Here is a 24,603-nt window from a genome sequence, read left to right as displayed (position 1 = left end):
TACGGGGGAGGGGCCCGGCGGCTCGTGTCAGGAGCGGTACGCCGGGATGTGGGCGGCCGCCCAGTCGGCCAGCTCGCGGGAGCAGGCGGCGACCGAGTCGCGCCAGGTGCGGTCGGCGCCGTCGCCGGCCTCGTCGCTCACGTGCTTCACGATCCGCAGCGGCACCCCGGACGCCTCCGCCGCGGCGGCCAGCGCGTAGCCCTCCATGTCCACCAGCGGGGCTCGCTCGGCGAGCCGGACCCGGGCGGCCTCGTCGGAGATGAACGCGTCCCCGGTGGCGAGCACCACGTCACCGCCGTCGGGGAGCGCGATCGGCGCCCCGTACGTCTCGCCGGTCAGCGTCGCGAGGAGCTCGCCGTCCAGGTCGTGCTGGACGACCGTGCCGACGACGTGCGTGCCCGTCCAGCCGGCCCGCAGGGCGCCGGCGGTGCCGAGGTTGACGATGCCGGAGGGACGCGGGCCCCGGCCCAGGACCGTGGCGAGCGCGGTCGCCGCGTTCACCTTGCCCATTCCGGTGAGGAGCACGGGCAGGGTCGTCTCGAAGAACTGCGCCTCCTCCTTGACGGCGAGGACGAGCAGCGGCCGGTCGGGGGTGATCTCTCCCAGGAGTTCCATGGGCCCCACGCTAGTTCGCCCGGCCCTGGACCGTACAGCCGGGACGGTGGGGGCGGGAGCGCGGCATCGCGGGGAGGCTCAGCCCAGCGGGTCGAGGCCCCGCTCCGCCAGGGCCTCGCCGAGGACGCGCAGGGCCTTGGGGCCCACCCCGTGCAGGGCGGCGAGGTCGGCCGCCGGAACCCCCGCGAGCTGGGCGAGCCGCGTGTAGCCGGCGGCGGCGAGGGCGCGGGTCGCGGGCGCGCCGACCCCGCGCGGGAAGTCGGTCTCGGGACGGTCGGATCCGGTCGTGGCCATGCGGCCGATCCTGCCACGGGCGGGCCGGACCCGCGGGGGCTCCGCTCGCGGGGTGCCGGGGTGCCGGGGTGCCGGGTGTCGGGTGTCGGGTGCCGGGTGTCGGGGTGTCGGGGTGTCGGAGTCGGGCGGCCGGACGGCGTGCCGGGGTCGGGCGGCGGAGCGGGTGCCTGTGCTCGGGCGGCGGGGCGGGTGCCTGTGTTCGGGCGGGGCGCCTGGGGTGGGGGCGGGCGTCAGACGGGGAGCAGGCGCCCGATCAGCTCGCCGAGCCGGCGGGCGTTGCGGCACGGCCACATGTCGACCAGCTCCGCGTAGAGCGGCGCCACCGAGTCACCCGTGCCCCACAGCGCCGGCTGCTCCGGGTTGAGCCAGTGCACGCGGCGGGCCCGCTCGGCGATCAGCCGCAGCGACTCCGCGCGCGGGTCGGCCCGGTTGGTGCGGGCGTCGCCGAGGACGAAGACCACCGTGCGCGGGCCGAGCGCGTCCGCGTACCGCTCGACGAACTCGTCGAGCGCCGTTCCGTAGTCGCTCTGCCCGTGCCAGCCGGTCAGGCGTGCCTCCGCGAGGATCCGCTCGCCGAGCCCCGCCGGGTCCGCCGCGCCCCGTGCGAGAAGGCCGGTCACCTCGTCGACCCGGTTGACGAAGGCGAAGACACGGACGCGGCTGAACTGGTCGTGCAGGGCCTGCACCAGCGCCATCGTGAACTCGGCGAAGCCCGCCACCGACCCGGACACGTCGCACAGCAGCACCAGCTCGGGGCGCCCGGGGCGGCGTCGGCGCAGCACCGGCCGGACCGGCACGCCGCCGGTGGAGAGCGAGCCCCGCAGGGTCCGGCGCAGGTCGATCTCGCCGCGTGCGGCGCGGCGGCGGCGGGCCGCGAGCCGGGTCGCCAGTTTGCGCGCCAGCGGGCGGACGGTCCTGCGCAGCTCGTCCAGCTGTTCGCGACCGGCCAGCAGGAAGTCCACCCGGTCGGCCGTCCCGGCCACCGCCCGCCGGGCGACCCGGTCCCGGCCCTGCCGGTCGGCGACCCGCCGCCGCGCCTCGGTCCGCACCCGCTCGCGGAACCCCTCGATCGCCCGCCGGATCTCGTCGTCGAGCAGCCGGTCGGTGAACTCGGGCTCCCCGCCGGAGGCCGTGCGCGCGGCGCGCACCCGGGCGAGCAGGGTTTCGGGGCGGAGCCGGGAGAGGGTCTGGTACGAGGACCAGCCGTCGGTTCCGGGGCCGGAACCGTACGCGCCCCAACCGGCCACCGCCTCGGCCGCGAGCCGGTCCAGGAGGGCGGTGTCACCGGCGGCCAGCGCCTCGGCGATCCTCGCGCGCAGGCCCGCGAGTCCGGCGTCGCCCGCCCCGCCCGGGGCGCCGGCGGTGGCGTGGATGGCGTCGGCGCGGTCGTCGGGGTCGTCGGGGGCCGTGGCCGTCGTCGGCGCCGTCGCCTTCGCCGGGAAGTACAGGTCGAAGACGCGGTCGAAGACCGGGCGCTGCCGTTCTCCGTGCAGCAGGGTCGCGGCGAGCGCCTCCCGCACGCGCCGGCGGTCGGTGAACCCGATCGCCTCCAGCGCGAGGCCGGCGTCGACGGTCTCGCCGGTGCCGATGCCGAAACCGTGGTCGCGCAGCGCCGCCACCAGGGCGGTCAGCCGCGCCACGGGCCCCTCCGTCGGGACCTCGGCCCCGGCGGAGTCGGCGGGAGCGGGCCCGGGGCCGCCGTTCACACCGCGTCCAGGTCGAGTTTGGCCGCCGCCCTGAGGATGTCGTCCTGGTGCTTGAGCAGCACGCCCAGGGTCTCTCGGACCACGCGCTCGTCCAGCCGGTCCGCGCCCAGGGCGAGGAGGGTGCGGGCCCAGTCGATCGTCTCCGAGACGGAGGGCACCTTCCGCAGGTCCATCGCGCGCAGCGCGCCCACGACCCGGACCACCGAGGCGGCCAGTGCCGCGTCGAGCCCCGGCACCTTGAGGGTGACGATCCGGCGCTCCAGCTCCTCCTCCGGGAAGCCGATGTGCAGGAAGAGGCACCGCCGCCGCAGGGCCTCGGACAGCTCCCGGCTCGCGTTGGAGGTCAGGACGGTGAAGGGGCGCCGGGCGGCGGTGATGGTGCCCAGCTCGGGCACGGTGACCTGGAAGTCGCCGAGGACCTCCAGGAGCAGCCCCTCCACCTCGACGTCGGCCTTGTCGGTCTCGTCCACGAGCAGCACGGTCGGCTCCTCGGAACGGATCGCGGTCAGCAGCGGCCGGGGGAGCAGGAACTCCTCGCTGAAGATGTCGGTGCGCGTCTCGTCCCAGGACTCGCCCCGTCCGGCCGTGATCCGCAGCAGCTGCTTGGCGTGGTTCCACTCGTACAGCGCCCGGGCCTCGTCGACGCCCTCGTAGCACTGCAGCCGGACGAGCCGGGCGCCGGTCGCCTCGGTGACCGCCTTGGCCAGCTGCGTCTTGCCGACGCCGGCCGGGCCCTCGACGAGGAGCGGCTTGCCCAGCCGGTCGGCGAGGAAGACGGTGGTGGCGATGGCGGGGGAGGCCAGGTATCCGGTCGCGGCGAGCCGTTCGGCGACCTCGTCGACGGAGCCGAAGAACCCGTTCGTCATGGCAGTCCCCCCGGGGAGCGAAGTGTCCTACTGGCCGGTAGCCTCTGGGGGTACTTGATCAGATCCCGCACCGCCGCACAACCGTTCCCGCGCCACCGCGTACCGCGCGCGGAACGCCGCCCGCTGGTGCAATGGGGGTGAGCGGGCGCCCGGCGCCCGCCCGGTGGCCGCACGGCGGTGGAGGTGTCGTGGCGGAGAGCGCGGAGAGCGCGGAGAGGGACGAGGCCGAGCGGCGCCTGTCGTCCGCTCTGGAGGCGGCGATCGGCCTGATCGGCACCACGCTCGACGAGGCCCTCACCTGCCATGAACTGACCGCCTTCCTCGCCCGCCACCCCGGCGGCACCGCCACCGTCGCGCTGACCCCCGGCACGACCGAGAACGCCGACCCGGACACCGCGCCCGCGGCCCCGCAGCCCGCAGCGCGCCCAGACACTCCTGAGCGGTCCACACCGGGCCCACCCGATGTCACCCGGAAGACCCCGCCGGGACCGGGCGTCACCCAGGAGGCCACGGCGGCCCCGGACGCCACCCAGCCGGCCACGGCCGGCGCGGATGTGACTGGCCCTGTCGCAGACGCGGAGGCAGGCCCGGTCGCAGACGCAGACGCAGCCCCGGACGCAGGTCAGGCTGTCCCGCTCGGCGCCGCCCGGCCGGAGGGCGTCCACACGCTCACCGCCCCCCTCGCCGTGGACCGTGAGCGCCCGCTGGGGACCGTCACGGTGGCCCGGGCCGCGCCCCCGTACACCGACGCCGACCACGCCGTGGTGCGACAGGCCGCCCGGCTCGCCGCCCGCCACATCCGCCACGCCCGGCGGCTCGCCGCCACCGAGGACGTCGCCCTCCACCTCCAGCGGGCCCTCGTCGCCGAACCCGGCAGGCCCCACCCCAACCTGGAGATCGCCGGCCGCTATCTTCCGGCCGGACCCCGCGCCCTGGTCGGCGGGGACTGGTTCGAGACGGTCCGGCTCCACTTCGGGCGCAGCCTGCTCGTCGTCGGCGACGTCATGGGGCACGGCCTCGACGCCGCCGTCGACATGAACGCCTACCGTTCCGCGCTCCGGGAGGTCGCCGCGACCGACCTCCCGCCCCACCGGGTGCTGCGCCACCTGGACGCGGTCGTCGCGGAGGACAGCGCCCGCCGCCCCGCGACCTGCCTCCTGGTCCGCGTGGACCCGGGGCGCGGCGCGGCCACCTTCGCCAGCGCCGGGCATCTCCCGCCCGTGGTCTTCGGCCCGGACGGCTCGGCCGAACTCGTGGACCTGCCCGTCGGCCCGCCCCTCGGCACCGGCGTCGGCGGCTACGAGCCCGCCACCCGCGAGCTCGGACAGGGCGACACGCTGCTGCTCTTCACCGACGGCCTGGTCGAGCGCCGGGGCGAGGACATCGACGTCTCGCTGGCCCGGCTGGCCGGACTGCGGCTGGCGCCGGAACCCGGACCCGAACAGGTCGTCGCCGAGGTTCTCGGCCGGCTCGACGCCCACCACGCCGAGGACGACGTCGCCGTCCTCGCGGCCCGCGTCCGGACCCGCCCGTCCGGCTGATCCCGCGCCCGTGACGGACCGCTTCCCCGACCCCACCCACGGTGGTGACAGCACGTCACCTCGCCCCTCCCGGCCGATGGTTTCCGGCCTCGACGGGATTCTTTCGCCAGGACGCTTGTGCCGCGCCCCGCCGCCCGGCACGCTCCTCGTATGAACACGGCCAGGCATGCCAGTGAACGTCTGATGAGCTGGCCCTCGCTGACCCGTGGCCGGGCGCACTGCGGTGCCGCACTCGGCCTCGGGACGGCGACGGAGGAGATCGTCCACTTCCACGGCGAGCACGAGGCCGACGTCCACCTCACCCGCGCGATGGTCGCCCGACTGCGGCCCGCCCTCCAGACCTCGACCGCGGTACGGCTCCGGGCTGGCTCCGGCTGGGTCACGGTCCGGCTCGACGCCGGTTCCGACATCGACCTGCTCGCCACCCTGGTCAGCGCGGCCCTCCAGGCCATGTCGGCTCCCGACGCCGCGCCCGACCGCTGCACTCGCGCCCGCCCGGTCCTCGTGCTGCGCTGACCGGACGGGCGCGCGGGCGTCAGGCGCGAGCGCCGTCGCCCGCCTCCCGGCCGGGAACCGGGAAGAGCATGCAGGTGCTGGTCGCGTGCGCGAGGAGGCGGTCCTCCCCGTCGTACAGCCCGGCCTCCGCGAGCGCGGTCCGCCGCCCCCGCGAGATGACCGTGCCGACGGCCCGCACCTTGCCCGTGTCCATCGTGATCGGCCGCAGGAACCGGGTCTGCAGGTCGAGCGAGGTGTAGGCGGTTCCCAGCGGCAGCGTGGTGTGCACCGCGCAGCCCGCGGCCGAGTCCAGCAGCGTGGCGTAGACCCCGCCGTGCACGCTGCCGATCGGGTTGTAGTGCTCCTCGCCGGGCTCCAGGGCGAAGACCGCCCGCCCGTCCTCGACCTCCTCCAGGGAGAAGCCGAGCAGGGCCGCGATCGGCGGGCCCGGCAGCCGGCCCGCGATCATCTCGCGCAGGAAGTCGAGCCCCGCCATCGACGCCGCCGCCCGGGCCGTGGCCCCCGCGTCCTCCCACTCGACCGTCCGCGACCGCCCCATGACCACTCCACTCCGTCGTGCCCGTCCGCCGTCCCCGGCGGCTGACTCTGTAGATCGAAGCTAGACCCCCGTTCCTCTGACTGTCAACGGCGCAGCCAGGTGGCTAGAGTGTGACGATGAAGTGGCTGGAGACGGACACCGAGAACTGCTCGATCCGCCGCACCCTGGACCTCGTGGGCGAGAAATGGAGCCTGCTCATCCTGCGCGACGCCTTCAACGGCGTCCGCCGGTACGACGACTTCCGCCGCCACATCGGACTCTCCGAAGCCGTCCTCGCCGACCGGCTCCGCAAACTCGTCGCCGCCGGGGTGCTCCGCAGCGTCCCCTACCGGGAACCCGGCACCCGCACTCGCAACGAGTACCGCCTCACTCCCAAGGGCATCGACCTCTGGCCCGTCATGCTCGCCCTCAAGCAGTGGGGCGACACCCACGCCGGCGACCCCGAGGGCCCCGCCCTGGACATCCGCCACACCGCCTGCGGAGCCCCCGTCCAGGTCGTCGTCCAGTGCGCGGGAGACGACGCCGAGCTCCTCACCGCCCGCGAGGTCACCGTGACCCCCGGCCCCGGCGCCCGCGCCCTGCCCGCCCCCTGACCCCACCCGTTCGGCCGCATCGCTGCGAACCCCCGCCCTCCGGCGGGTACCGCACCAGACATGCCCCCCACCCCCGGCACGCCGCGCGACCAGCCACCGCACCCGCACGAACCCCGGTTCCAGCGGTGGCACGCCCGCCTGCTCGCCTCACCCGTGGGGCTCGCCTGGAACCGCGGCCGCGCCATGGAACTCATGCACCGCGCCATGGGCTTCGCCGCCCTCAGCCTCCTCACCCTCGTCCCCCTCCTCATCGTCGTCGCCGCCGCCGACCTCGCCCGAGGCCAGGGCTTCGCCCGCTGGCTCATCCAGGGCCTCGGCGTCACCGAGGTCTCCCAGGAAGAGGTCGAACGCCTCTTCGGCCAGCCCGGCCAGGCCCTCCAGCGCACCACCGCCTTCGGCCTGGCCGCCGTCGCAGCCTTCGGCGTCACCTTCGGATCCGCCGTCCAGACCGGCTACGAACGCGCCTGGGACCTCCCCACCGCCCGCTGGCACACCATGTGGCGCCACATCGTCTGGCTCGCCGTCCTCATCGCCGCCCTCCTCCTCTTCGTCGCCTTCCCCGCACCCGAACGCGCCCCCGCCGGCGTGACCGTCCTCGTCGCCACCGGCGACCTCCTCGGAACCTTCCTCTTCTTCTGGTGGTCCCAGCGCTTCCTCCTCTGCGGCCGCATCCGCTGGCGCGCCCTCCTGCCCGGCGCCGCGCTCACCGCCTTCGGCCTCCTCGGGCTACGGGTCTTCTCCCAGCTGGTCTTCTCTCCCCTGATCGCCTCCAACGCCGTGACCTACGGCCAGTTCGGCACCGTCCTCGTCCTCCAGTCCTGGCTCGTCGGCGTCGGCTTCGTCGTCTACGGCAGCGCCCTCGTCGGCCGCCTCGTCCACGAGACCCGCCTCCGCCGCCGCCTCGCCCGCCCCGGCCCCGCCGACCCCACGCCGCCTCACTGATCCCGCCGCCGCACCACCACGACCGTCACCAGCACCGCCACCACGGCCCACGCGCCGTACACCAGCCACGCCCCGCCCGTCGTCCACGGGAACGGACCCGCCGCCCCCTCCCCGGCCAGCCGCCGCCACGCCCCCAACGGCAGCCCATGGCTCAGCACCGCCGTCAGGTGGCGCTCCTCGCTCAGTACGGCCGGCAGCAACAGCAGCAGCACCACCGCGCCGACCACCGCCGCGGCCCCCCGCCGCACCAGCGCCCCGAGCGCCATCCCCGCCAGCGCGCACACCGGAGCGAGCAGAGCCGACGCCACCACCAACCGGACCGCCCCCGGATGGCCCAGCGACACGCCGGTGTCCCGCAGCGACAGCAGCGCCTGCGTCGCCCAGAAGGACCCGCCCGCGACCACCGCCCCGAACCCGGTCTGCACCCCGGCCAGGACCAGCGCCTTCGCCGATATCAGCGACCCGCGGGCCGGCACCGCCGCGAACGTCGTCCGCACCTGACCGGAGCCGTACTCGCCGACCACCGCGACCGCGCCCATCGCCGCCGAACACAGCACCAGCACCATCGCCGCGTTCCCCGTGAACGCGTCCCCGAGTGCCAGGCCGTTCGCCACGAACCCGGCCCGGGACACCTCGTCGTAGGCCATCCAGTACCGGTAGTGGTCCCACGCGGCGCCCACGTTGAACGCCATCACCGCCAGCGCCCCCAGCAGCAGCGACCAGCCGGTCGACCGCAGGGACCACAGCTTCAGCCACTCCGATGCCACCAGATCCCGGAACCGGTCCTTCGGCTCCGTCACGGCAACGACCAGCGTCGTCATCGGGCACCCCCCGTCGTGTAGTCGGCGCTCTCCGCCGTCAGCTCCATGAACGCCTCTTCCAGCGAGGCCCTGCGGGTCGTCAGCTGGTCCAGCACCACCCGGTGCTCCATCGCCAGTTCACCGATCCGCGCCGCGCTCACCCCCGTCACCGTCAGCCGGCCCTCCTCGGACACCACCTCGGCTCCCGCCGCCAGCAGCACCGGCGTCAGCTCGCCCGGCGTCGGTGTCACGACCGTCACACTGGGCCGCGCGCCGCGCGCCGCGAACTCCGCGAGGCTCTCCTCGGCGATCAGCCGGCCCCGGCCGACCACCACCAGATCGTCGGCCGTGTGCTCCATCTCGCTCATCAGATGGCTGGAGACGAACACCGTCCGTCCTTCCCCGGCGAGCCGCCCGAAGAGGCCCCGGACCCAGTGCACCCCCTCCGGATCCAGCCCGTTCAGCGGCTCGTCGAAGAGCAGGACCGGCGGGTCGCCCAGCAGCGCGCCCGCTATTCCGAGGCGCTGCCGCATCCCCAGCGAGTAGCCGCCGATCCGCCGCCGCGCCGCGGAGGCGAGACCGACCTCCTCCAGCACCTCGTCGACCCGCGAGAGCGGGATCCGATTGCTCCGCGCGAGGACCGCGAGATGGGCCCGCGCGCTCCGCCCGCCGTGCACGTCGGAGGCGTCGAGGAGCGCGCCGACGTGCCGCAGCCCACGGGGCCGGTCCGCGAACCGCCGGCCCCCGACCGTCACCGTGCCGCCGGTCGGCGCGTGCAGTCCGAGGATCATCCGCAGTGTCGTGCTCTTCCCCGCGCCGTTCGGCCCGAGGAAGCCGGTGACCCGGCCCGGCCGCACGGTGAACGTCAGTCCGTCGACCGCGGTGGTGGCGCCGTAGCGCTTGCTGAGTTCCCTGACTTCGATCATGTCCACCACGGTGCCGCCCGGCACCGCCCCCGGACATCCGACCAGGACGGACAATCACGCCGCCGGCAGTCATCCCCGGTCGTATGACCAGGGGTTGATGACGCGGCCTCCGCGTGCGATCTACGATCACCGCATGTCAGCGACCTCGGCAGCACAGCTCCGCGGACGGGTCACGCCCGGCCGGTGTGCCGCGCTGGCCTGGCTCGCCGGGCTCCTGTTCACCGTGCTTCTCCGTATGCGGCTGCCCGGACAGGAGCAGGCCGAGGTCCTCGCGGGCGTCGTCTTCCTCCGCTGGGACGGGCTCACCATGCTCGCCCTCGCCACCGCCCTCGCCTTCCGCGGCAGCTTCCTCCTCGACCGCAGGCCCACCGCGGGCCTCGGGCACCTGCTCGCGGCCGCGGTCCTCTGTTCCTTCCCGCTGGGCGTCACCGCCATACCGCTCGCCCAGTACCTCGCCGTCGACGTCGCCCTCTATACCATCGCCGCCCACCGCCCGACGAAGGAAGCCGAGCGCGCGGCCTTCCTCGCGGTCGGCGTCGTCCTCGGCCACCTCGCCGTCCGGCTCGTGGCCGGCTGGACCGCCGGCACCACCACCGCCCTCGCCGTGCTCTCGACCGCCGGACTCGTCTGGCTCCTCGGCCGCTCCGCACGCCAGAGCCGCCTCCACGCCGAGGAGACCCGCGCCCGCGCGGCCGAACAGGCCGTCATCGCCGAACGGCTGCGGATCGCCCGCGAGATGCACGACACCGTCGCCCACAGCATCGGCATCGTCGCCCTCCAGGCCGGTGCCGCCCGCCTCGTCATCGACAAGCGGCCCGAGCTGGCCCGCGAGGCCCTCGGGGAGATCGAGACCGCCAGCCGCGAGACCCTCGCGGGGCTTCGCCGGATGCTCGGCGCCCTCCGGACCGCCGACACCCCCGCCACGTCCTCCGCTCCGGCGTCCGGCGCCTCCGCCGAGCCCGCCCTCCCCGACATGCCGGGACTCGCCTCGCTCGACCGGCTGGCCGAGACGACCGGGGCGGCCGGCGTGCGCGTGACCGTCCGCCGCGTCGGCGCCGTACGTCCCCTGCCGCCCGACATCGACCTCTCCGCCTTCCGCGTCCTCCAGGAGTCCGTCACCAACGTCGTCCGCCACTCGGGAGCCGACCGGTGCACCGTCACCGTCGACCTCCGCGATCCCGAAAGCCTCGCCCTCACCGTCGAGGACCCCGGACCCGTCCCCGGCCACGGACGCGAGAAATCCGGCGGGGGCTCCGGCTACGGCCTCGTCGGCATGCGCGAGCGCGTCGGACTGCTGAACGGGGAGTTCAGCGCCGGCCCCCGCCCCGGCGGCGGATTCCGTGTCACCGCCCACCTGCCCGTACCACCAGGAGCCGCCCCCGCATGAGCGACACCACCACCACCACGACCACGGCCGCCCCACCCGCCGCCGCCCCGCCCCCGGTCCGGATCGTCCTCGCCGACGACCAGCCTCTCGTCCGCACCGCCCTGCGCATCGTCATCGCCGAGACCGAGGACCTGACCGTCGTCGGGGAGGCGTCCGACGGCGCCGAAGCCGTCCGGCTCGCCGAGGAGACCGCCGCCGACGTGGTCGTCATGGACCTGCGGATGCCCGGCACCGACGGGATCGAGGCCACCCGGCGCATCACCGCCGGCCGCACCGGCGCCCGCGTCGTCGTCCTCACCACCTTCGACGACGACGACAACGTCTACGGCGCCCTCCACGCCGGCGCCTCCGGCTTCCTCGTGAAGGACATGGCCGTGGACGCCATACTGGCCGCCGTCAGGGTCGTCGCCGCCGGTGACGCCCTCATCGCCCCCGGTGTCACGGGGCGCCTGATCAAGGAGTTCACCCGCCGCCCCCGCGAGGGCCGGGACGCCTCCCCGACCGGACCGACCGCCGCCGCGCGCCGGCTCGCCGAGCGCATCACCGAGCGCGAGCAGGAAGTCCTCACCCTCGTCGGCCGGGGCCTGTCCAACACCGAGATCGCCGAGCGACTCCACATCAGCCTCGGCACCGTGAAGACCTATGTCACCCGGCTCCTCGCCAAACTGGAGGCCCGCGATCGGGTCCAGCTCGTCATCCTCGCCTACGAGGCCGGCCTCGTCTCCACCGGCTGACCGGCGGACCGCCTGACGGGCTGACCGGCGGACCGCCTGGCACCCGACGCCGGCCGGCGACCGGACCGTAACCCTTTGCCGCCCCAGTAGTTGACCAGGGCATGAAGAAGCGCAGCATGCTCGCCATCGCCTCCCTCGCCGCAGGCGTCGTCACCGCCCTCGTCACCCCGCCGCCGCAGGCCAGCGCCGCGGAGAACCCCCTGAGCCTCGGCGGGGCCACCGGCCTCCTCCAGGAGGAGGGCACCGCGACCGTCCTCCACGAGACCGTCACGACCGTGGAGGGCACCGTCGCCGACGGCTCGGTCCAGGGACGCTGACCCCCGGAACCACCGCTTCCCCGTGCCCCGCGCCCCTTCGGACGCGGGGCACGGGCGTGCCGTGACCCGCCCGGAGGGCGGCCCGTGCGCGCGCGGCGCGCCGGTGATGACAGGATGTCCCCATGAGCAACAACGTTTTCTTCGACATCACCATCAACGACGAGCCGGCGGGCCGGATCGTCTTCAAGCTGTTCGACGACGTCGTCCCGAAGACGGCGCAGAACTTCCGTGAGCTCGCCACCGGCCAGCACGGCTTCGGCTACGAGGGCTCGCCGTTCCACCGCGTGATCCCCGAGTTCATGCTCCAGGGCGGCGACTTCACCCGCGGCAACGGCACCGGCGGCAAGAGCATCTACGGCGAGAAGTTCGCGGACGAGAACTTCACCCTCAAGCACGACCGCCCGTTCCTGCTCTCCATGGCGAACGCGGGCCCGGGCACCAACGGTTCGCAGTTCTTCATCACCACCGTTCTCACCCCCTGGCTCGACGGCAAGCACGTCGTCTTCGGCGAGGTCGTCGAGGGCCAGGACGTCGTCAAGAAGGTCGAGGGCCTCGGCTCCCGCTCCGGCACCACCAGCGCCGTCATCAAGGTCGGCAAGTCCGGCGTCGTCGAGGGCTGACCCGCCCTCCCCGTGACACCCCACGGAACGGGGCGGCCGGAGCGGCGTCCATCGGACACCCTCCGCCGCCCCGGCCCGCGAGGGTCTCAGCCGCCCTCGCCGTACCGCCGCTCGAACCGGGCGATCCGCCCCTCCGTGTCCACGCTCCGCGCCTTGCCCGTGAAGAACGGGTGGCTCTCCGACGAGATCTCGACGTCGATCACCGGATAGGTGTTGCCGTCGTCCCACTCGATGGTCCGCTCGCTCGTCGCGGTCGACCGGGTCAGGAACGCGTACCCCGCCGACCGGTCCCGGAACACCACGGGCCGGTAGTCGGGCTGCTTGTCCTGCTGCACGGGACCTCCTCGCCTCGGGCGGCCGCGCGGCCACCCCGTCACGTCCGGCCCGGACGGCACGGACCCTCCCCCAGCCTCGCCGGGGCCGCCCCCGCCGACCAGCGCCGCAGGCCCGACCGGGTGAACGCCGGGACCCGCCGGCCGGGCACTCCTCAGCCGCGCCGCCGGGGCCAGCGGGCCGCGAGGAGCAGGGCGATGTCGTCCGGCCGGTCCGACGCCCGCACCGCCTCGTGCATCAGCCGGTCCGCCGCCTCCGCGAGCGGCAGGGAGCCCGTCGACGCCAGCGTCCGCCGCAGCCGCTCCACCCCGTCGTCGATGTCCGCGCCCGGACGCTCCACGAGACCGTCCGTGAACAGCGTGAGGACCGCGCCCTCGGACAGCCGCAGCCGCGTCTCCGGGTACGCGGCGCGGCCGTCCACGCCGAGCACCACCCCGCCCGCGATGTCCAGCAGCTCCGCCGTCCCGTCCGGCTGCCGCAGCAACGGCTGAGGATGCCCCGCCCGCACCGCGCGCACCTCCCCCGTCCGCGCGTCCAGGACCATGTAGCAGCAGCTCGCGAACTGTCCCGGATCCAGGTCGATCAACAGCCGGTTGGTGGCCCGCACCACGTCCTGCGGCGGCAGCCCGCTCAGCGCGAACGCCCGTACCGCGCTCCGCAGCTGACCCATCGTCGCCGCCGCCGCGACCCCGTGCCCCTGCACGTCCCCGATGACCAGCGCCAGCTCGCCCCGGGCCGTCTCCACCACGTCGTACCAGTCGCCGCCCACGTCCATCCCCTGCGTCCCCGGCAGGTAGCGGCCGACCGTCTCCACCCCCTCCCGCACCGGCAGCCGGTGCGGCAGCAGCGCGTCCTGCAGCCCCCGCGCCACGGCGGCCTCGGAGTCGTACCGCTGCGCCCGCTCCAGCGCCTGCGCGATCAGGCCGGCCAGCGCGGTGAGCACCGCCTGCTCCTCCGGCGTGAAGTCCCGCGGCCGGTCGAAGCCGAGGATGCACGAGCCCACCGGGCGGCCCGAGGCGATCAGCGGCAGGAACGCCCGCGCGCCCGTCTCCGCGTCCATCGGCAGACCGGGATACCTCCGGCCCAGGGCCTCCATCGACTCGAAGAACATCGCCCGGCCGTTCGTCAGCGCGTCCACCCCGGGGACGTGCGCGTCGAGCGCCACCCCGTCGAACTGGTCCAGGAACCCCGGCGGGAACCCCGTCTCCCAGGCCAGGTAGAGCCGCCGCTCGCTCAGCAGGTAGATCGCCAGCTGCCGGCCGCCGAAGGCCGGCAGCAGCTCCTCCGTGACCACCGCCGACACCTGCCGCGCGGTCACCGCCTCCGTCAGCGCGATCGCCAGCGCCACCGGCCGGTACAGCGAGGCCGCCCGGGTGCTCTCCGGCCCGAGCCCGTCCTCGGCGGGCGGCGCCGGCGCCGGGGCCGTCGCCGGATGGAGCGGCGGTATGGAGGCGGGCGGGGCCACATGCGGCGGAACGGTCTCCTCGGGAACCGGGCCCTCCTCCGGGACGAGCACCATGGTCACCCCGTCCCGACCCGGGTACAGCGACACCGACAGCCACCGGCCGTCGTCCGGGCGGGCCAGGAACCGCACCGGCTCGCTCGACAGGAGCGCCGCCCGCAGTTGCTCCTCGTGGAACGGGTGGGCGAACCACGGCAGCGCCTCCCACAGCGGCCGCCCGGCCAGCGCCCCGCGCGGGCGGGCGAGCAGCCGCTCGGTGAGCTCGTTGACGTAGGTGACCCGGCCGAGCCGGTCGATGGCCAGGATGGCGCGCGGCAGCCGGTCCGTCGCGTCCGAGCCGACCAGCCCGGTGCCCAGGTCCACCAGCGCCCCGGTCAGGTGCCCGTGCCCGTCGGTGCCGACGAAGCGCGAGCGCGCCGACACCTCGAGGAGGTGCAGACCGCCGTCCGGGCCCTTCAGCCGCAGTCGGCGCACGGAGCCGCCGCCGTCCGCCGTACCCGTCCGGCGTGCCGCCGCCCACAGCGCGTAGCCGTCCTCCGGTTCGAGGCGCGAGGTCAGCGCCTCGATGGGCAGGGGGGAGGGGTCCGTGACGCCCAGGATCGCCCGCAGCCCGTCGTCCATGGTCACCGTCCCCGACGCCAGGTCCCAGTCGAAGGAGCCGAACCGGACCGGCGGTACCGCGCCCGACGGCAGCTGGACGCAGATCGGGTCGCCGGGCCACCGCACCGGAGTCCCGCCCGCCGCGAGGTCACCCAGGACCTCGCCGAGCCGCAGTCCCACGCGGGTCATCCGCTCCCGGTCGTGCGCGTTCACGGGGAGGCCGGGCGTCGGGGGCCGCAGCACCACGAGGACGCCGAAGCGCTCCCGGCCGGTCAGGACGGGGGTGTACAGGGAGGCGAAGGGGAAGGGGAGGCTTGCCACCAGCTGGGGGAACCGCCGCATCGACTCCTCGACGTCCGACAGGTGCACCGGCTGGCCGGAGCGGTGCACCTCGGCCACCGGGAAGGGCCGGTTGGTGTGCATCCGCGACCAGGGACGGAACAGCTCGCCCGGCAGGCCCGCCAGGACCGAGAGCCGGAGCAGCCCCTCCGTACCGGAGCGCAGGTACACCCCGCCGGCGTATCCGCCCACCTCCTCGACGGCGTCCGTCGCCGCTTCCGCCAGCGCCTGCGTCAGGGCTTGCGGAGGCGCGCCGGGGGGCGGCTCGTGCGGGGTCACACAGTCAGCATGCGCCCGCCGCGAAACCCGCCGCATCCCGGCGCGGGCAACCCGCGGCCCTCCGCCGGCCGTCCGCCACGCGCGCGTGGCGGGCCCTTTTCGCACGGACGTTCCCCACGCGCGCGGGGGCACGGCGCCGCCGGGCGCCGACACTGTTGACCCGGCGCGTCCGGACCGTCACACTCGGTCGTCGTCCGCCGCCGTCACCGGCGCGCTGGACACCCTCACCTTCCTCACCACCTCGCGCAGGGGGCAGCATGACCGGTCGGGTCCTTCCGTACGACGTCCACGGCGACGGGCCGGGGAGGGCCCTCGTCCTCCACAACTGGTTCGGTGACCGCAGCAGCTTCGACCCGCTCCGTGCCCACCTCGACGAGTCGGCGGGCAGCTACGCCTTCCTCGACTGCCGCGGCTACGGCGAGGCCCGGGACGCCGACGGCGCCTTCACCATGGAGGAGGTCGCCGCGGACGCGCTGGCCGTCGCGGACGAACTCGGCTGGGACTCCTTCTCCGTGATCGGCCACTCCATGGGCGGAAAGGCCGCCCAGCTGATGCTGCTCGACGCGCCCGACCGGGTCCGCTCGATCGTCGGCATCTCGCCCGTCTCCGCGGCGGGCTTCCCCCTCGACGAGGAGAGCCGGCAGCTGTTCGCCGGAGCCGCCGACGATCCAGCACTGCGGCGGGTGATCATCGACCACACCACCGGCGGCCGGCACCCCGGCCCGTGGCTGGACGCGGTCGTCGACCGCTCCGTGAGCCGCTCCTCGGCCGCCGCCTTCCGCGCCTACCTGGATTCCTGGTCGGGAACCGACTTCCACGAGCGGGTCCGCGACAACCCGACGCCGGTGCTGCTGGTCGTCGGCGCGCACGATCCGGCGCTGGGCGCGGAGGCCATGGAGGCGACCTGGCTGCGCTGGTACCCCAACGCCCGCCTCGAAGTCCTGGCGGACGCCGGGCACTACCCGCCGGAGGAGACGCCGAAGGACCTCGCACAGGCGATCGAGGCGTTCCTGGCGGCCTGACGGAGCCACGGGCCCGCCCGGGGGCCGGCCGCTGAGCCCTTCCGGGGCCTTCGGGCTGCCGGGAGGGGACCGTTCGCGGGGCCGCGCGGGACCTCCGGCCCGCGTGGCGTCCGGGGTGACGGGCCGTCGACGGGTGTACTCGATCACCAGGGCACCCGCGAGCGGCGGAGCACCACCGGAGAGGACGGACGAGCGATGGGGCGCAGCGAGGGACGGGCCGGGACGGCGGAGACCGGGACCGACGGGGGCGGAAGCCCGTTCGTCCTCGTCGGTACGGACGGGTCGCCGGCGGCCCTCGGGGCGGTGGAGACGGCGGCGCGGGAGGCCGGGCAGCGCGGTGCGCGGCTGGTCGTGGCGCACGCCTTCATCTGGCCGCTGTTCTCGGTGGGCCTGGAGCCCTCGCTGTACGGGCCCACCGAGAGCGGGCTGCGGCGGCAGGCGCAGATCGTCCTGGACACGGCCGTGGCGCGGGCCAGGGCGGTCGCGCCGGGGACGGAGGTCTCCGGCGAGCTGATCTCCGGCGAGCCGCTCGTGGTTCTCGCCACCCGCTCCCGGGGCGCGGAGCTGGTGGTCGTCGGCAGCCGCGGGACCGGGGCGTTCGGCGCGCTGGTGGTCGGCTCGGTCGCCGTCCACCTGGCGGCCCACGCCGAGTGCCCCGTCCTGGTCGTGCGGGGCCGGGAGGACCCGTACGGGCCCGTGCTCCTCGCCGTCGACGGTTCGCCGGACTCCGACGCGGCCGTCGACTTCGCGTTCGAGGAGGCGCGGGCGCGCCGCGCGGAGCTGGTCGCCGTGCACGCGTGGACGGCGCGGTCGGGACCGGGGGACCTCACGCCGCTGTTCCACGGCGCCGAGGAGGTGCACGCGGAGGCGGGCCGCGTCCTGGACGCGGCGCTGGCCCGGGCCGCCGAACGGCACCACGGGACGAAGGCGGAGGCCCGGCTGCTGCGCGGCAAGCCCCGGGAGGTCCTGCTGGAGGAGTCCGCCAACGCCCAGCTCGTCGTGATGGGCGCCCGGGGTCGGGGCGGCTTCACCGGCCTCCTGCTGGGGTCCGTGAGCCAGGCACTGCTCCACCACGCCCACTGCCCCGTCGCCGTGGTCCGCACCGCCAGGGGGTGAGCGGGCCGCCGGGCTCGCATGCGGCGGGGGTGTTCCGGTACCGGAGCGGGCTGATCGGGTCGCCGGACTCGCGCACGGCAGGGGCGTGCCGGTACCGCCACGGCTGATCGGGTCGCCGGGCGCGCGCCCGGCGGGGGTGTGCCGGTGGGTGGGACCCTGGAGGTACGGGCCGGACGGCCCGCCGGAGGGGGAGGCGCCCACCGGGAAGGCGGCATGTCATGTACTTCGCCGACCGCGTCGACGCGGGGCGGCAGCTCGCCGCGCGCCTCGGCCATCTCCAGGGTCACGAGGTCGTCGTCCTCGGCCTGCCGCGCGGCGGGGTTCCGGTGGCGGGCGAGGTCGCGGAGGCCCTCGACGCGCCCCTGGACGTCTGTCTCGTCCGGAAGCTGGGCGTGCCGAGCCGTCCCGAGCTGGCCATGGGGGCGATCGGGGAGGGCGGGGTACGCGTCGTCAACGAGGACATCGTCCGGGACGCGCGGGTCACCGCGCGTGACCTGGAGGCGGTGGAGGAGCGGGAGCGGGCGGTGCTCGCCGACCGCGCGCGGACGTACCGGGGCAGCCGGCGGCCCGTGCCCCTGGAGGGGCGGACCGTGGTGGTCGTCGACGACGGGCTCGCCACCGGCGCGACCGCGCTCGCCGCCTGCCGGGCGGTCCGGGCCGGGGGCGCGGCGCGGATCGTGCTCGCCGTGCCCGTGGCGCCGTACGGCTGGACGGCGAGGCTCGGGGGCGAGGCGGACGAGACGGTCGCCGTGCACACTCCCCAGGGGTTCGCCGCCGTCGGGCAGTTCTACCGGGACTTCGACCAGACGCCGGACGCCGAGGTGGTGGCCCGGCTCGACCGGAGCCGGGCGGCGCGCGGCCCGGTGGTCCGGCACACCGCCGTGCGGATCCCGGGCGAGGGCCCGGAGCTGCCGGGCGATCTGGCGCTGCCCGACGGGGCCGCCGGGCTGGTGCTCTTCGCGCACGGCAGCGGCAGCGGGCGGCACAGTCCCCGGAACCGGGCGGTGGCCGCCGCCCTGAACCGGGCGGGGCTCGGCACGCTCCTCTTCGACCTGCTCACCGAGACCGAGGCGGCCGACCGGTCGCGGGTCTTCGACACCCCGCTCCTCGCCGGACGGCTGGCCCGGGCCTCCGCCTGGACGGCGGCGCGGCCCGAGGCCGAGGCTCTGCCCCGGGGCTACTTCGGCGCGAGCACGGGCGCGGCGGCCGCGCTGTGGGCGGCGGCGGCACCGGGGGACGACGTGGCCGCCGTGGTGTCCCGGGGCGGCCGGCCCGACCTCGCGGAGGAGCGGCTCGCCGCCGTCCGGGCGCCGACGCTGCTGATCGTCGGCGGGAGCGACGAGCTCGTCCTGGACCTCAACCGGCGGGCCGAGGCGCTGCTGCACTGCGAGAGCCGGATCGAGGTCGTGCCGGGCGCCGGCCACCTCTTCGAGGAGCCCGGGGCCCTGGAGGAGGTGGCGGCACTGGCGGCCGCCTGGTTCACCGGCCGCTTCGGAGCGGAGGCGGCGGGACGGTGAACGGCCCCGCGGCCGGCGCCGGACGGTGAACGGTGAACGGCGGGGCCGATCAGTAGGGGCCGTTGACGTTGTCGATCGAGCCGTACCGGTCGGCCGCGTAGTTGCAGGCGGCGGTGATGTTGGCGACGGGGTCGTACGGGTCGAGCGAGGTGCCCGGCACGTGGTACGCCGCGAAGGTCGGGTCGATGACCTGGAGCAGGCCCTTGGAGGGCGTGCCCTTGGCGGCGTTCGAGTCCCAGAGGTTGACGGCGCGGGGGTTGCCGGAGGACTCGCGCATGACGTTGCGGAGGATGCCGTCGTACGAGCCGGGGATGCCGTAGCGGGCCATGACGTCCAGCGACTCGCGGATCCAGCCGTCGAGGTTCTCGGCGTACTGGGCGGCGGCGGGCGCGGCCTTGGCGGCGGCCGGCTGGGCCTTGGCCTGGACGGCCGGGGCCGCCGCGCGGGCGGAGGAGCGGCTCGCCCGTTCGGCCGAACCGGCCGAGGCGGGCTTGGCGCCGGCCTTGGAGGCGGTCTTGGCGGCGCTCTTGCCGGCCGCCCGCTCCGGGGCGGGGGCGGCCTCGGCGGAATGCCGACGAATCGTCAGTTCGAGACCAGGGTGAATGAGTGACGGATTGTCACCCACGGCCGTCCTGTTCGCCTGGTAAAGCGACTTCCAGCCGCCCTGAATTCCCTTTCGGTGGGCGATCAGGGAAAGCGAGTCGCCCTTCACGACGGTGTACGCCCGAGTGGCGGCGGGCGCGGCGGGTACCTGCGCGGGCGCGGCGGCCCGTACGGCCGGGGCGGCGACGGAGGCGGCCGGGGCGGCCGGCTGCGCGACGGGCTGGGCGCCGGCCGTGGCGGGCACGACCAGGGGCAGGGCCAGGGCGACTCCACCGGTTCCCGCGAAGGCGAGACCTCGGGAGACGGGACGGCGTCGGGGGCGGCGGTGCTTGCCGTGAGCGGCCATGACGGTTTCCTCTCCGGCGCCTGCGAGGTGAGCTGTCGGGTTCGGACGGGAGGTGTCCGGCCGCGCGCACGCGGCTTCACCCCGAGCCGCTCCGGCTGGCCGGACCGGCGGTGTGGTGGGTCCCCCGCTCCTGCCGTCGGGTGAAATGGGAGGTCTTTCAGGCGGTGGCAGGATTCGGCGATCCGCCTGAGTGGAGGTGACCGTAGGCGAGAAATGCGGCGGGAAACAAGACGCGAATACGCGGGAAAAGCGGAGGTAAAGATCGACGAGTCGGAATGCAAGATCGAGCGCGCCGGGTGCCGGTTCGGAATCCCTTGCCCCGCACGGCTCGTGAGAGGGGTTGCCCCGATGGCGGCGCCGGAAAAGTGAGTCGCGTCACTGGGTGCGTAATGCCCGAATAGGGCGCCTTGTTCTGTTCGCGGAATTGTGCGCGGTAATGCTCCTGGTGCGTCGTGACGGGCGACACGCGAGCTGCGGTTCATAAGTGGCAAACCCGACATTCGGCGCTAATGATGTGGGAATGCCGCTTCCCGCTCCGTCGCGCCCCGCCCGGCCGGCCACCGCCCCCGCCCCCGACGCCCTCGACCTCGCCCCCGAGGCCCTCGACCTCGCCCCCGAGGCCCTCGACCTCGCCCCCGACGCCCTCGACCTCGACGCCCTCGACGCCCTGGCCCCCGGTGTCCTCGACCTCGACGCCCTCGATCGTGAGGCGGCCCGGCTCTACGAGAGCGCCGCATGGGAGCGGCTGCTCGCGCCCGCCCCGGTCCGGCCGGAGCCCGCCCCCGAGGCGTGGCGGGGCCTCCTCTCCGTCCCCGTCGAGCGGCTCGTCGCCGACGCGCTCGACGCCCTCGACGCGCTGCCGCCGGCCCCGCCCGCCGAGCGCCCCCTGCCCGGCCGGATCGGGGCGGCGCTGCCGGACCGGCTGCACGTGTGGCGGCGGATCGGCCGCCCCGACGTACTCCCCTCCGTCCACCTGGCGTACGCGCGCCGGGTCCTGACCGAGTGGGGCTGGCAGAACACCCCGTACAAGCTGCGCGACGCGCGCGGTGCCCGGTGTCTCTGCGGCGCCATGCTCGCCGCCCACCGGCTGGGCCACGGCAGCGCGTCCACCATGAACGAGGCCGGCGCCTGGGTCATGACCGAGCTGCGGTCCCGGGGGTGGCACGGCCTGATCGGCCCCTGGAACCGCGCGCCGGGCCGCACCGCGGAGGACGCGCTCGCCCTCGTCGACGCCACGATCCGGCGCGCGGCCCTGGCCGGGAGGTGAGGGCCGCGCGGGACGTTCAGCCGGTGACGCTGGGCGCGCCGGTCTCGATGTGGCCGGTGTACCGGCGCGACCAGGTGCCGTCGATGTCGGCCAGGATCGTGAAGTCGTACCAGCCGTCCGCGTAGGCCACCGCGTTGAACCAGTCCTCGTGCGAGGACCCGGCGGGCACGGTGTACGTCCACGGGCCGTCCGCCCGGTAGGCGTTCGAGCGAATGGTGAACGTGACCGGGCCCGCGGACGTGTTGGTCAGCCGGAACCAGATCGCCGTCTTCCCGGTGCCCGGTTCGACGGCGTAGCGGGCCGCCGTCTCGATGGCCTTGCCCGCCTTGGAGGCGTCGCCGATGAAACGGCGCAGGAAGCGGTTGGGGCCCATCATCGAGATGTCGTACTTCCCCGAGCCCGAGCCGAGTCCGATGTTGAAGTAGTCGGTGGCGGTGGTGCCCGGGTCCACCGTGTACTGCCAGGCGGCGGTGGACCGGTGCTGGTGCGGATGGATCGAGAAGTGCGCGGCGCGGCGGGCCTCCGGGCCCTGGTTGGTCATGGAGAACCAGGCGAGGATCTTTCCGGCGGGGCCGAACTCGAAGCGGTCCAGATTGCCGTTGGGCTGGTAGGGGAGCGCCCGCGCCGGCCGGGTGCCGGGCTCCTGGGCGGGCAGCGCGTTGTTCTGCGGCACGGGGTTCGGCAGCGGGCCGCAGGTGCCCATGCCGATGACCTTCGCCGTCGACGGGAGGCCGGCCGGGACCCCGTACACCGGGTGGGCGAAGTCGAAGACCCCGGTGAGGTCGCCGGTCACCTTCCGCCGCCAGGCGCTGATGTTCGGGCAGGTCGCGGGGGTGCCGAGGGCGGCGGTCCAGGTCTCCAGGAAGCGCAGCACCGAGGTGTGGTCGAAGACCTCCGAACTGACCCAGCCGCCCCTCGTCCACGGCGACATCACCAGCATCGGGACGCGGAAGCCGAGGCCGATCGGGACGCCGTCCAGGTACTCGCCGGGGGTTCCGGGCGGGGCCACCGGCGGCGGCACGTGGTCGAAGAAGCCGTCGTTCTCGTCGTAGTTGAGGAACAGCACGGTCGAGTCGAAGACCTCGGGGTTCGCCGCGAGCGCGCGGTAGACCAGGTCGACGAAGTGGGCGCCGTCGCCAGGGGGAGCGTACGGGTGCTCGGAGAACGCCTCGTTCGCGACCACCCACGAGACCTGCGGCAGCGTGCCGGCGAGGACGTCGGCGCGGATCGCGGCGGCGATGTCGTCCGGGGTCGAGCCGGTGACCTTCGGGACCGAGGCCATGCCCCGGTCGTGCAGCGGGTCGCCGGGGCGGGCGTCGGTGAACTTCTCGAAGTACGCGAGGCCGTTGTCGCCGTAGTTGTCCTGGGCGTTCTGGTAGACGCGCCAGCTCACGCCGGCCCGCTGGAGGGCCTCCGCGTACGTCTCCCAGGTCAGTCCCGACTCGTCCCCGCCGTCCTTGCTGGACGCGTCGATCCGCCCGCTCCACAGGAAGGTGCGGTTGGGTCCGGTGGCGCTCAGCGCGGAACAGAAGTAGGCGTCGCAGATCGTGTAGTGGTCGGCGAGCGCGTGGTGGAACGGGATGTCCTCGCGGTCGAGGTGGCCGAGGGTCCGGGTGTTGCCCACGCCGGTCACCCAGTTGTCGAGGCGGCCGTTGTTCCAGGCGGCGTGCTGCGAGGTCCAGCTGTGCGGCAGGTCGCCGTTGCACTGCGCCAGCGTCTCGCCGTCGACCCCGCCGGCCGGCGGGGTGTCGCTCAGCTTCCACGGGAACTGCCGGCCGCCCCAGTTGGGCTGCTGGAAGGCGCCCCAGCCGCCGGGGATGTTCCCGGCCGCCCGGTCGCCGAAGCCGCGCACGCCCCGGAGGGTCCCGAAGTAGTGGTCGAAGCTGCGGTTCTCCTGCATGAGGATCACGACGTGACGGACGTCGGTCAGCGTGCCGGTCGCGGCCCGCGAGGCGGCCGAGGCCGCGGCCGTCTCCGCGGGCAGGACGGCGCCCGCGGCCAGTCCCGCGCCGAGCCCCGCGCCGATGCCGACGAACCCCCTGCGGCTGATGGGAAGCATGCCCCGCCCCTCCTGTCACGGCGTACCCCCGCGGCACACCGGCAGTCATGATGGGGGAGTGGCGTCCAAAGGTATACACCCGTGCGGTAAGGGCTTGGTGAACAGCCGGATCCGCTGGTCCCACCTGTACGGGAATTGGTATGAGGTGGGACCAATAAGGAGTCGGCGGCGGAGGGCCCGTCCCCATCCTGGTGGTGGCGACACCAGGTTCGGCACACTCTCCCCGGCCGGCCGCCCGGCCGGGCAAGCTCATGATCATGACTGAGAACACGTCCACGTCCGGGACCGGACTTCCGCGCCACCACACCACCCTCGTCACCGGGGCCACCCAGGGTCTCGGCCGGGGCATCGCCCTCGACCTCGCCGCCCGCGGCGGGACCGTGCTCCTGCACGGCCGCGACGCCGCCCGGCTCGACGCCGTCGCCGCCGAGGCCCGAGCCCTGGGCGCCGGCGGCGAGGTCCGTACCTACGTCGCGGACCTCGCCGACCTCGACCAGGTCACGGACCTCGCCCGGCGGATCCGGGAGCACGAGCCCCGCCTCGACGCACTCGTCCACAACGCCGTCGCCGGCGGGGGCTCCCGTCCCCTCGTGCGCGAGGTCTCGGCCCAGGGCCACGAACTGCGCCTCGCCGTCAACCACCTGGCCCCGTACGCCCTCACCCGCGGCCTGCTGCCGCTGCTCACCTCCTCGGCCCCGGCCCGGATCGTCAACGTCGCCTCGATCGGACAGGAGACCGTCGACTTCGACGACCTCATGTTCGAGCGGGAGTACGAGGGTCTGGCCGCCTACTGCCGCAGCAAACTGGCCCTGATCATGGCGACCTTCGCCCTCGGCGCCGAACTCGACGGCAGCGGCGTCACCGTCAACGCGCTCCACCCCGCGCACCTCATGGACACCGAGGGCGTCCGCGCCTACGGCCTCACCCCGCTCGTCGGCATCGAGGAGGGCGTCCGGCCGACCGTCCGGCTCGTCGTCGATCCCGGGCTGGCAGGGGTCACCGGACGGTACTTCGACCGGTTCACCGACACGCGGGCGCACGAGCAGGCGTACGACCCCGAGGCCCGCCGGCGCCTGATGACGCTGACGGACCGTCTGGTGGGGACGGCGGTGCCGGGCGTCTGACCCCGGCCCCGCCCGACGGGGGCCGGACAGGGGCGCGCCCCCGGGACCTGGGGAGGTCACGGGGGCGCGGGGTGCCGGCGCGCGAGGCGGCGGCGGTGGGTGCCGGGGCCGGCCGGTGCTCGGCGGCCGGCCCGGGCGGGT

24 protein-coding genes and 1 riboswitch are annotated in these 24,603 nt (G+C 75.1%); of the genes, 13 read left to right on the top strand and 11 right to left on the bottom strand.

Features of this window, described 5'->3' with window-relative positions:
• Window positions 1-27 precede the first annotated feature (27 nt).
• From ACIGHB_RS20375 to ACIGHB_RS20360, 4 genes are all read right to left on the bottom strand, one after another.
• Window positions 28-615 carry a nucleosidase gene (locus ACIGHB_RS20375; protein WP_399914805.1) on the bottom strand — a complete coding sequence of 196 codons (588 nt, stop codon included), beginning with the start codon at window positions 613-615 and terminating at the stop codon, window positions 28-30.
• 78 nt (window positions 616-693) lie between these two features.
• Window positions 694-909, bottom strand: coding sequence for a DNA-binding protein (locus tag ACIGHB_RS20370; RefSeq protein WP_360317522.1), 216 nt, complete (start codon window positions 907-909; stop codon window positions 694-696).
• Between the two features lie 230 nt (window positions 910-1,139).
• Window positions 1,140-2,549, bottom strand: a complete 1,410-nt coding sequence (locus tag ACIGHB_RS20365) for a VWA domain-containing protein (protein WP_399914802.1) — start codon at window positions 2,547-2,549, stop codon at window positions 1,140-1,142.
• Window positions 2,550-2,611: 62 nt separating this feature from the next.
• Window positions 2,612-3,481, bottom strand: coding sequence for an AAA family ATPase (locus ACIGHB_RS20360; protein WP_399914800.1), 870 nt, complete (start codon window positions 3,479-3,481; stop codon window positions 2,612-2,614).
• A gap of 188 nt (window positions 3,482-3,669) precedes the next feature.
• On the opposite strand from ACIGHB_RS20360, the gene ACIGHB_RS20355 reads away from it, so the two are divergent.
• Together ACIGHB_RS20355 and ACIGHB_RS20350 are read left to right on the top strand one after the other, a co-directional pair.
• Window positions 3,670-5,022: a PP2C family protein-serine/threonine phosphatase gene (locus ACIGHB_RS20355; RefSeq protein ID WP_399914798.1), complete on the top strand. Its 1,353-nt coding sequence runs from the start codon at window positions 3,670-3,672 to the stop codon at window positions 5,020-5,022.
• Window positions 5,023-5,172: 150 nt separating this feature from the next.
• Window positions 5,173-5,538 (top strand): luciferase family protein, encoded by a 366-nt coding sequence (locus ACIGHB_RS20350; RefSeq protein ID WP_360317513.1) that lies wholly within the window; start codon window positions 5,173-5,175, stop codon window positions 5,536-5,538.
• A 19-nt stretch (window positions 5,539-5,557) separates the two neighbouring features.
• On the opposite strand, the gene ACIGHB_RS20345 is transcribed toward ACIGHB_RS20350, so the two are convergent.
• Window positions 5,558-6,076 carry a PaaI family thioesterase gene (locus ACIGHB_RS20345; protein ID WP_360317510.1) on the bottom strand — a complete coding sequence of 173 codons (519 nt, stop codon included), beginning with the start codon at window positions 6,074-6,076 and terminating at the stop codon, window positions 5,558-5,560.
• A 116-nt stretch (window positions 6,077-6,192) separates the two neighbouring features.
• On the opposite strand from ACIGHB_RS20345, the gene ACIGHB_RS20340 reads away from it, so the two are divergent.
• Window positions 6,193-6,669, top strand: coding sequence for a helix-turn-helix domain-containing protein (locus ACIGHB_RS20340; protein WP_360317508.1), 477 nt, complete (start codon window positions 6,193-6,195; stop codon window positions 6,667-6,669).
• Window positions 6,670-6,729: 60 nt separating this feature from the next.
• Complete coding sequence (locus ACIGHB_RS20335; protein ID WP_360317506.1) at window positions 6,730-7,611, top strand: YhjD/YihY/BrkB family envelope integrity protein; 882 nt, start codon at window positions 6,730-6,732, stop codon at window positions 7,609-7,611.
• Here ACIGHB_RS20335 and ACIGHB_RS20330 read toward each other — a convergent pair.
• Window positions 7,605-8,432 (bottom strand): ABC transporter permease, encoded by an 828-nt coding sequence (locus ACIGHB_RS20330; RefSeq protein WP_399914795.1) that lies wholly within the window; start codon window positions 8,430-8,432, stop codon window positions 7,605-7,607. The two genes, ACIGHB_RS20335 and ACIGHB_RS20330, sit on opposite strands and share 7 nt — an antisense overlap.
• On the bottom strand, window positions 8,429-9,337 hold the full coding sequence (locus tag ACIGHB_RS20325; RefSeq protein WP_360317502.1) for an ATP-binding cassette domain-containing protein: 909 nt from the start codon (window positions 9,335-9,337) through the stop codon (window positions 8,429-8,431). The genes ACIGHB_RS20330 and ACIGHB_RS20325 overlap by 4 nt, the downstream gene beginning before the upstream one ends.
• Window positions 9,338-9,470: 133 nt before the next feature.
• Here ACIGHB_RS20325 and ACIGHB_RS20320 point away from each other — a divergent pair, with 133 nt between their 5' ends.
• From ACIGHB_RS20320 to ACIGHB_RS20305, 4 genes are all read left to right on the top strand, one after another.
• The gene (locus ACIGHB_RS20320; protein ID WP_399914792.1) at window positions 9,471-10,724 is read left to right on the top strand and encodes a sensor histidine kinase; all 1,254 of its coding nucleotides are present in this window, start codon (window positions 9,471-9,473) and stop codon (window positions 10,722-10,724) included.
• Entirely contained in the window at window positions 10,721-11,458 is a 738-nt protein-coding gene (locus ACIGHB_RS20315; RefSeq protein ID WP_399914790.1) for a response regulator, read from the top strand. Before ACIGHB_RS20320 ends, ACIGHB_RS20315 begins: the two co-directional genes overlap by 4 nt.
• A 101-nt stretch (window positions 11,459-11,559) precedes the next feature.
• Window positions 11,560-11,775 (top strand): hypothetical protein, encoded by a 216-nt coding sequence (locus tag ACIGHB_RS20310; protein WP_360317496.1) that lies wholly within the window; start codon window positions 11,560-11,562, stop codon window positions 11,773-11,775.
• Window positions 11,776-11,897: 122 nt separating this feature from the next.
• Entirely contained in the window at window positions 11,898-12,395 is a 498-nt protein-coding gene (locus ACIGHB_RS20305) for a peptidylprolyl isomerase (RefSeq protein ID WP_360317494.1), read from the top strand.
• Window positions 12,396-12,481: 86 nt separating this feature from the next.
• Here ACIGHB_RS20305 and ACIGHB_RS20300 read toward each other — a convergent pair whose 3' ends face one another.
• Both ACIGHB_RS20300 and ACIGHB_RS20295 read right to left on the bottom strand, forming a co-directional pair.
• Complete coding sequence (locus tag ACIGHB_RS20300; RefSeq protein WP_360317492.1) at window positions 12,482-12,730, bottom strand: type B 50S ribosomal protein L31; 249 nt, start codon at window positions 12,728-12,730, stop codon at window positions 12,482-12,484.
• A 152-nt stretch (window positions 12,731-12,882) separates the two neighbouring features.
• Window positions 12,883-15,444, bottom strand: coding sequence for a SpoIIE family protein phosphatase (locus ACIGHB_RS20295; RefSeq protein ID WP_399914787.1), 2,562 nt, complete (start codon window positions 15,442-15,444; stop codon window positions 12,883-12,885).
• A gap of 221 nt (window positions 15,445-15,665) precedes the next feature.
• Here ACIGHB_RS20295 and ACIGHB_RS20290 point away from each other — a divergent pair, with 221 nt between their 5' ends.
• From ACIGHB_RS20290 to ACIGHB_RS20280, 3 genes are all read left to right on the top strand, one after another.
• Window positions 15,666-16,430: an alpha/beta fold hydrolase gene (locus tag ACIGHB_RS20290; RefSeq protein ID WP_399914785.1), complete on the top strand. Its 765-nt coding sequence runs from the start codon at window positions 15,666-15,668 to the stop codon at window positions 16,428-16,430.
• 195 nt (window positions 16,431-16,625) lie between these two features.
• Entirely contained in the window at window positions 16,626-17,546 is a 921-nt protein-coding gene (locus ACIGHB_RS20285) for a universal stress protein (protein ID WP_399914783.1), read from the top strand.
• Between the two features lie 218 nt (window positions 17,547-17,764).
• Entirely contained in the window at window positions 17,765-19,063 is a 1,299-nt protein-coding gene (locus ACIGHB_RS20280) for a phosphoribosyltransferase family protein (RefSeq protein ID WP_399914781.1), read from the top strand.
• A gap of 49 nt (window positions 19,064-19,112) precedes the next feature.
• Here ACIGHB_RS20280 and ACIGHB_RS20275 read toward each other — a convergent pair whose 3' ends face one another.
• The gene (locus tag ACIGHB_RS20275; RefSeq protein ID WP_399914779.1) at window positions 19,113-20,012 is read right to left on the bottom strand and encodes a transglycosylase SLT domain-containing protein; all 900 of its coding nucleotides are present in this window, start codon (window positions 20,010-20,012) and stop codon (window positions 19,113-19,115) included.
• 4 nt (window positions 20,013-20,016) lie between these two features.
• Window positions 20,017-20,202, bottom strand: a riboswitch (cyclic di-AMP (ydaO/yuaA leader).
• 477 nt (window positions 20,203-20,679) lie between these two features.
• On the opposite strand from ACIGHB_RS20275, the gene ACIGHB_RS20270 reads away from it, so the two are divergent.
• Window positions 20,680-21,279, top strand: coding sequence for a hypothetical protein (locus ACIGHB_RS20270; RefSeq protein WP_399915037.1), 600 nt, complete (start codon window positions 20,680-20,682; stop codon window positions 21,277-21,279).
• A 16-nt stretch (window positions 21,280-21,295) separates the two neighbouring features.
• Here ACIGHB_RS20270 and ACIGHB_RS20265 read toward each other — a convergent pair whose 3' ends face one another.
• Window positions 21,296-23,338: a phosphocholine-specific phospholipase C gene (locus ACIGHB_RS20265; RefSeq protein ID WP_399914777.1), complete on the bottom strand. Its 2,043-nt coding sequence runs from the start codon at window positions 23,336-23,338 to the stop codon at window positions 21,296-21,298.
• A gap of 257 nt (window positions 23,339-23,595) precedes the next feature.
• Here ACIGHB_RS20265 and ACIGHB_RS20260 point away from each other — a divergent pair, with 257 nt between their 5' ends.
• A complete protein-coding gene (locus tag ACIGHB_RS20260) occupies window positions 23,596-24,462 on the top strand; it encodes an SDR family NAD(P)-dependent oxidoreductase (protein ID WP_399914775.1) in 867 nt (288 codons plus the stop codon).
• The last annotated feature ends 141 nt before the right edge of the window (window positions 24,463-24,603 follow it).

It is taken from the genome of Streptomyces sp. NPDC085460 (genome assembly GCF_044541975.1).
Taxonomy (GTDB): Bacteria; Actinomycetota; Actinomycetes; order Streptomycetales; family Streptomycetaceae; genus Streptomyces.
The sequence above is the reverse complement of the archived record's forward strand: the minus strand, read 5'-3'. Positions and strand labels throughout refer to the sequence as shown.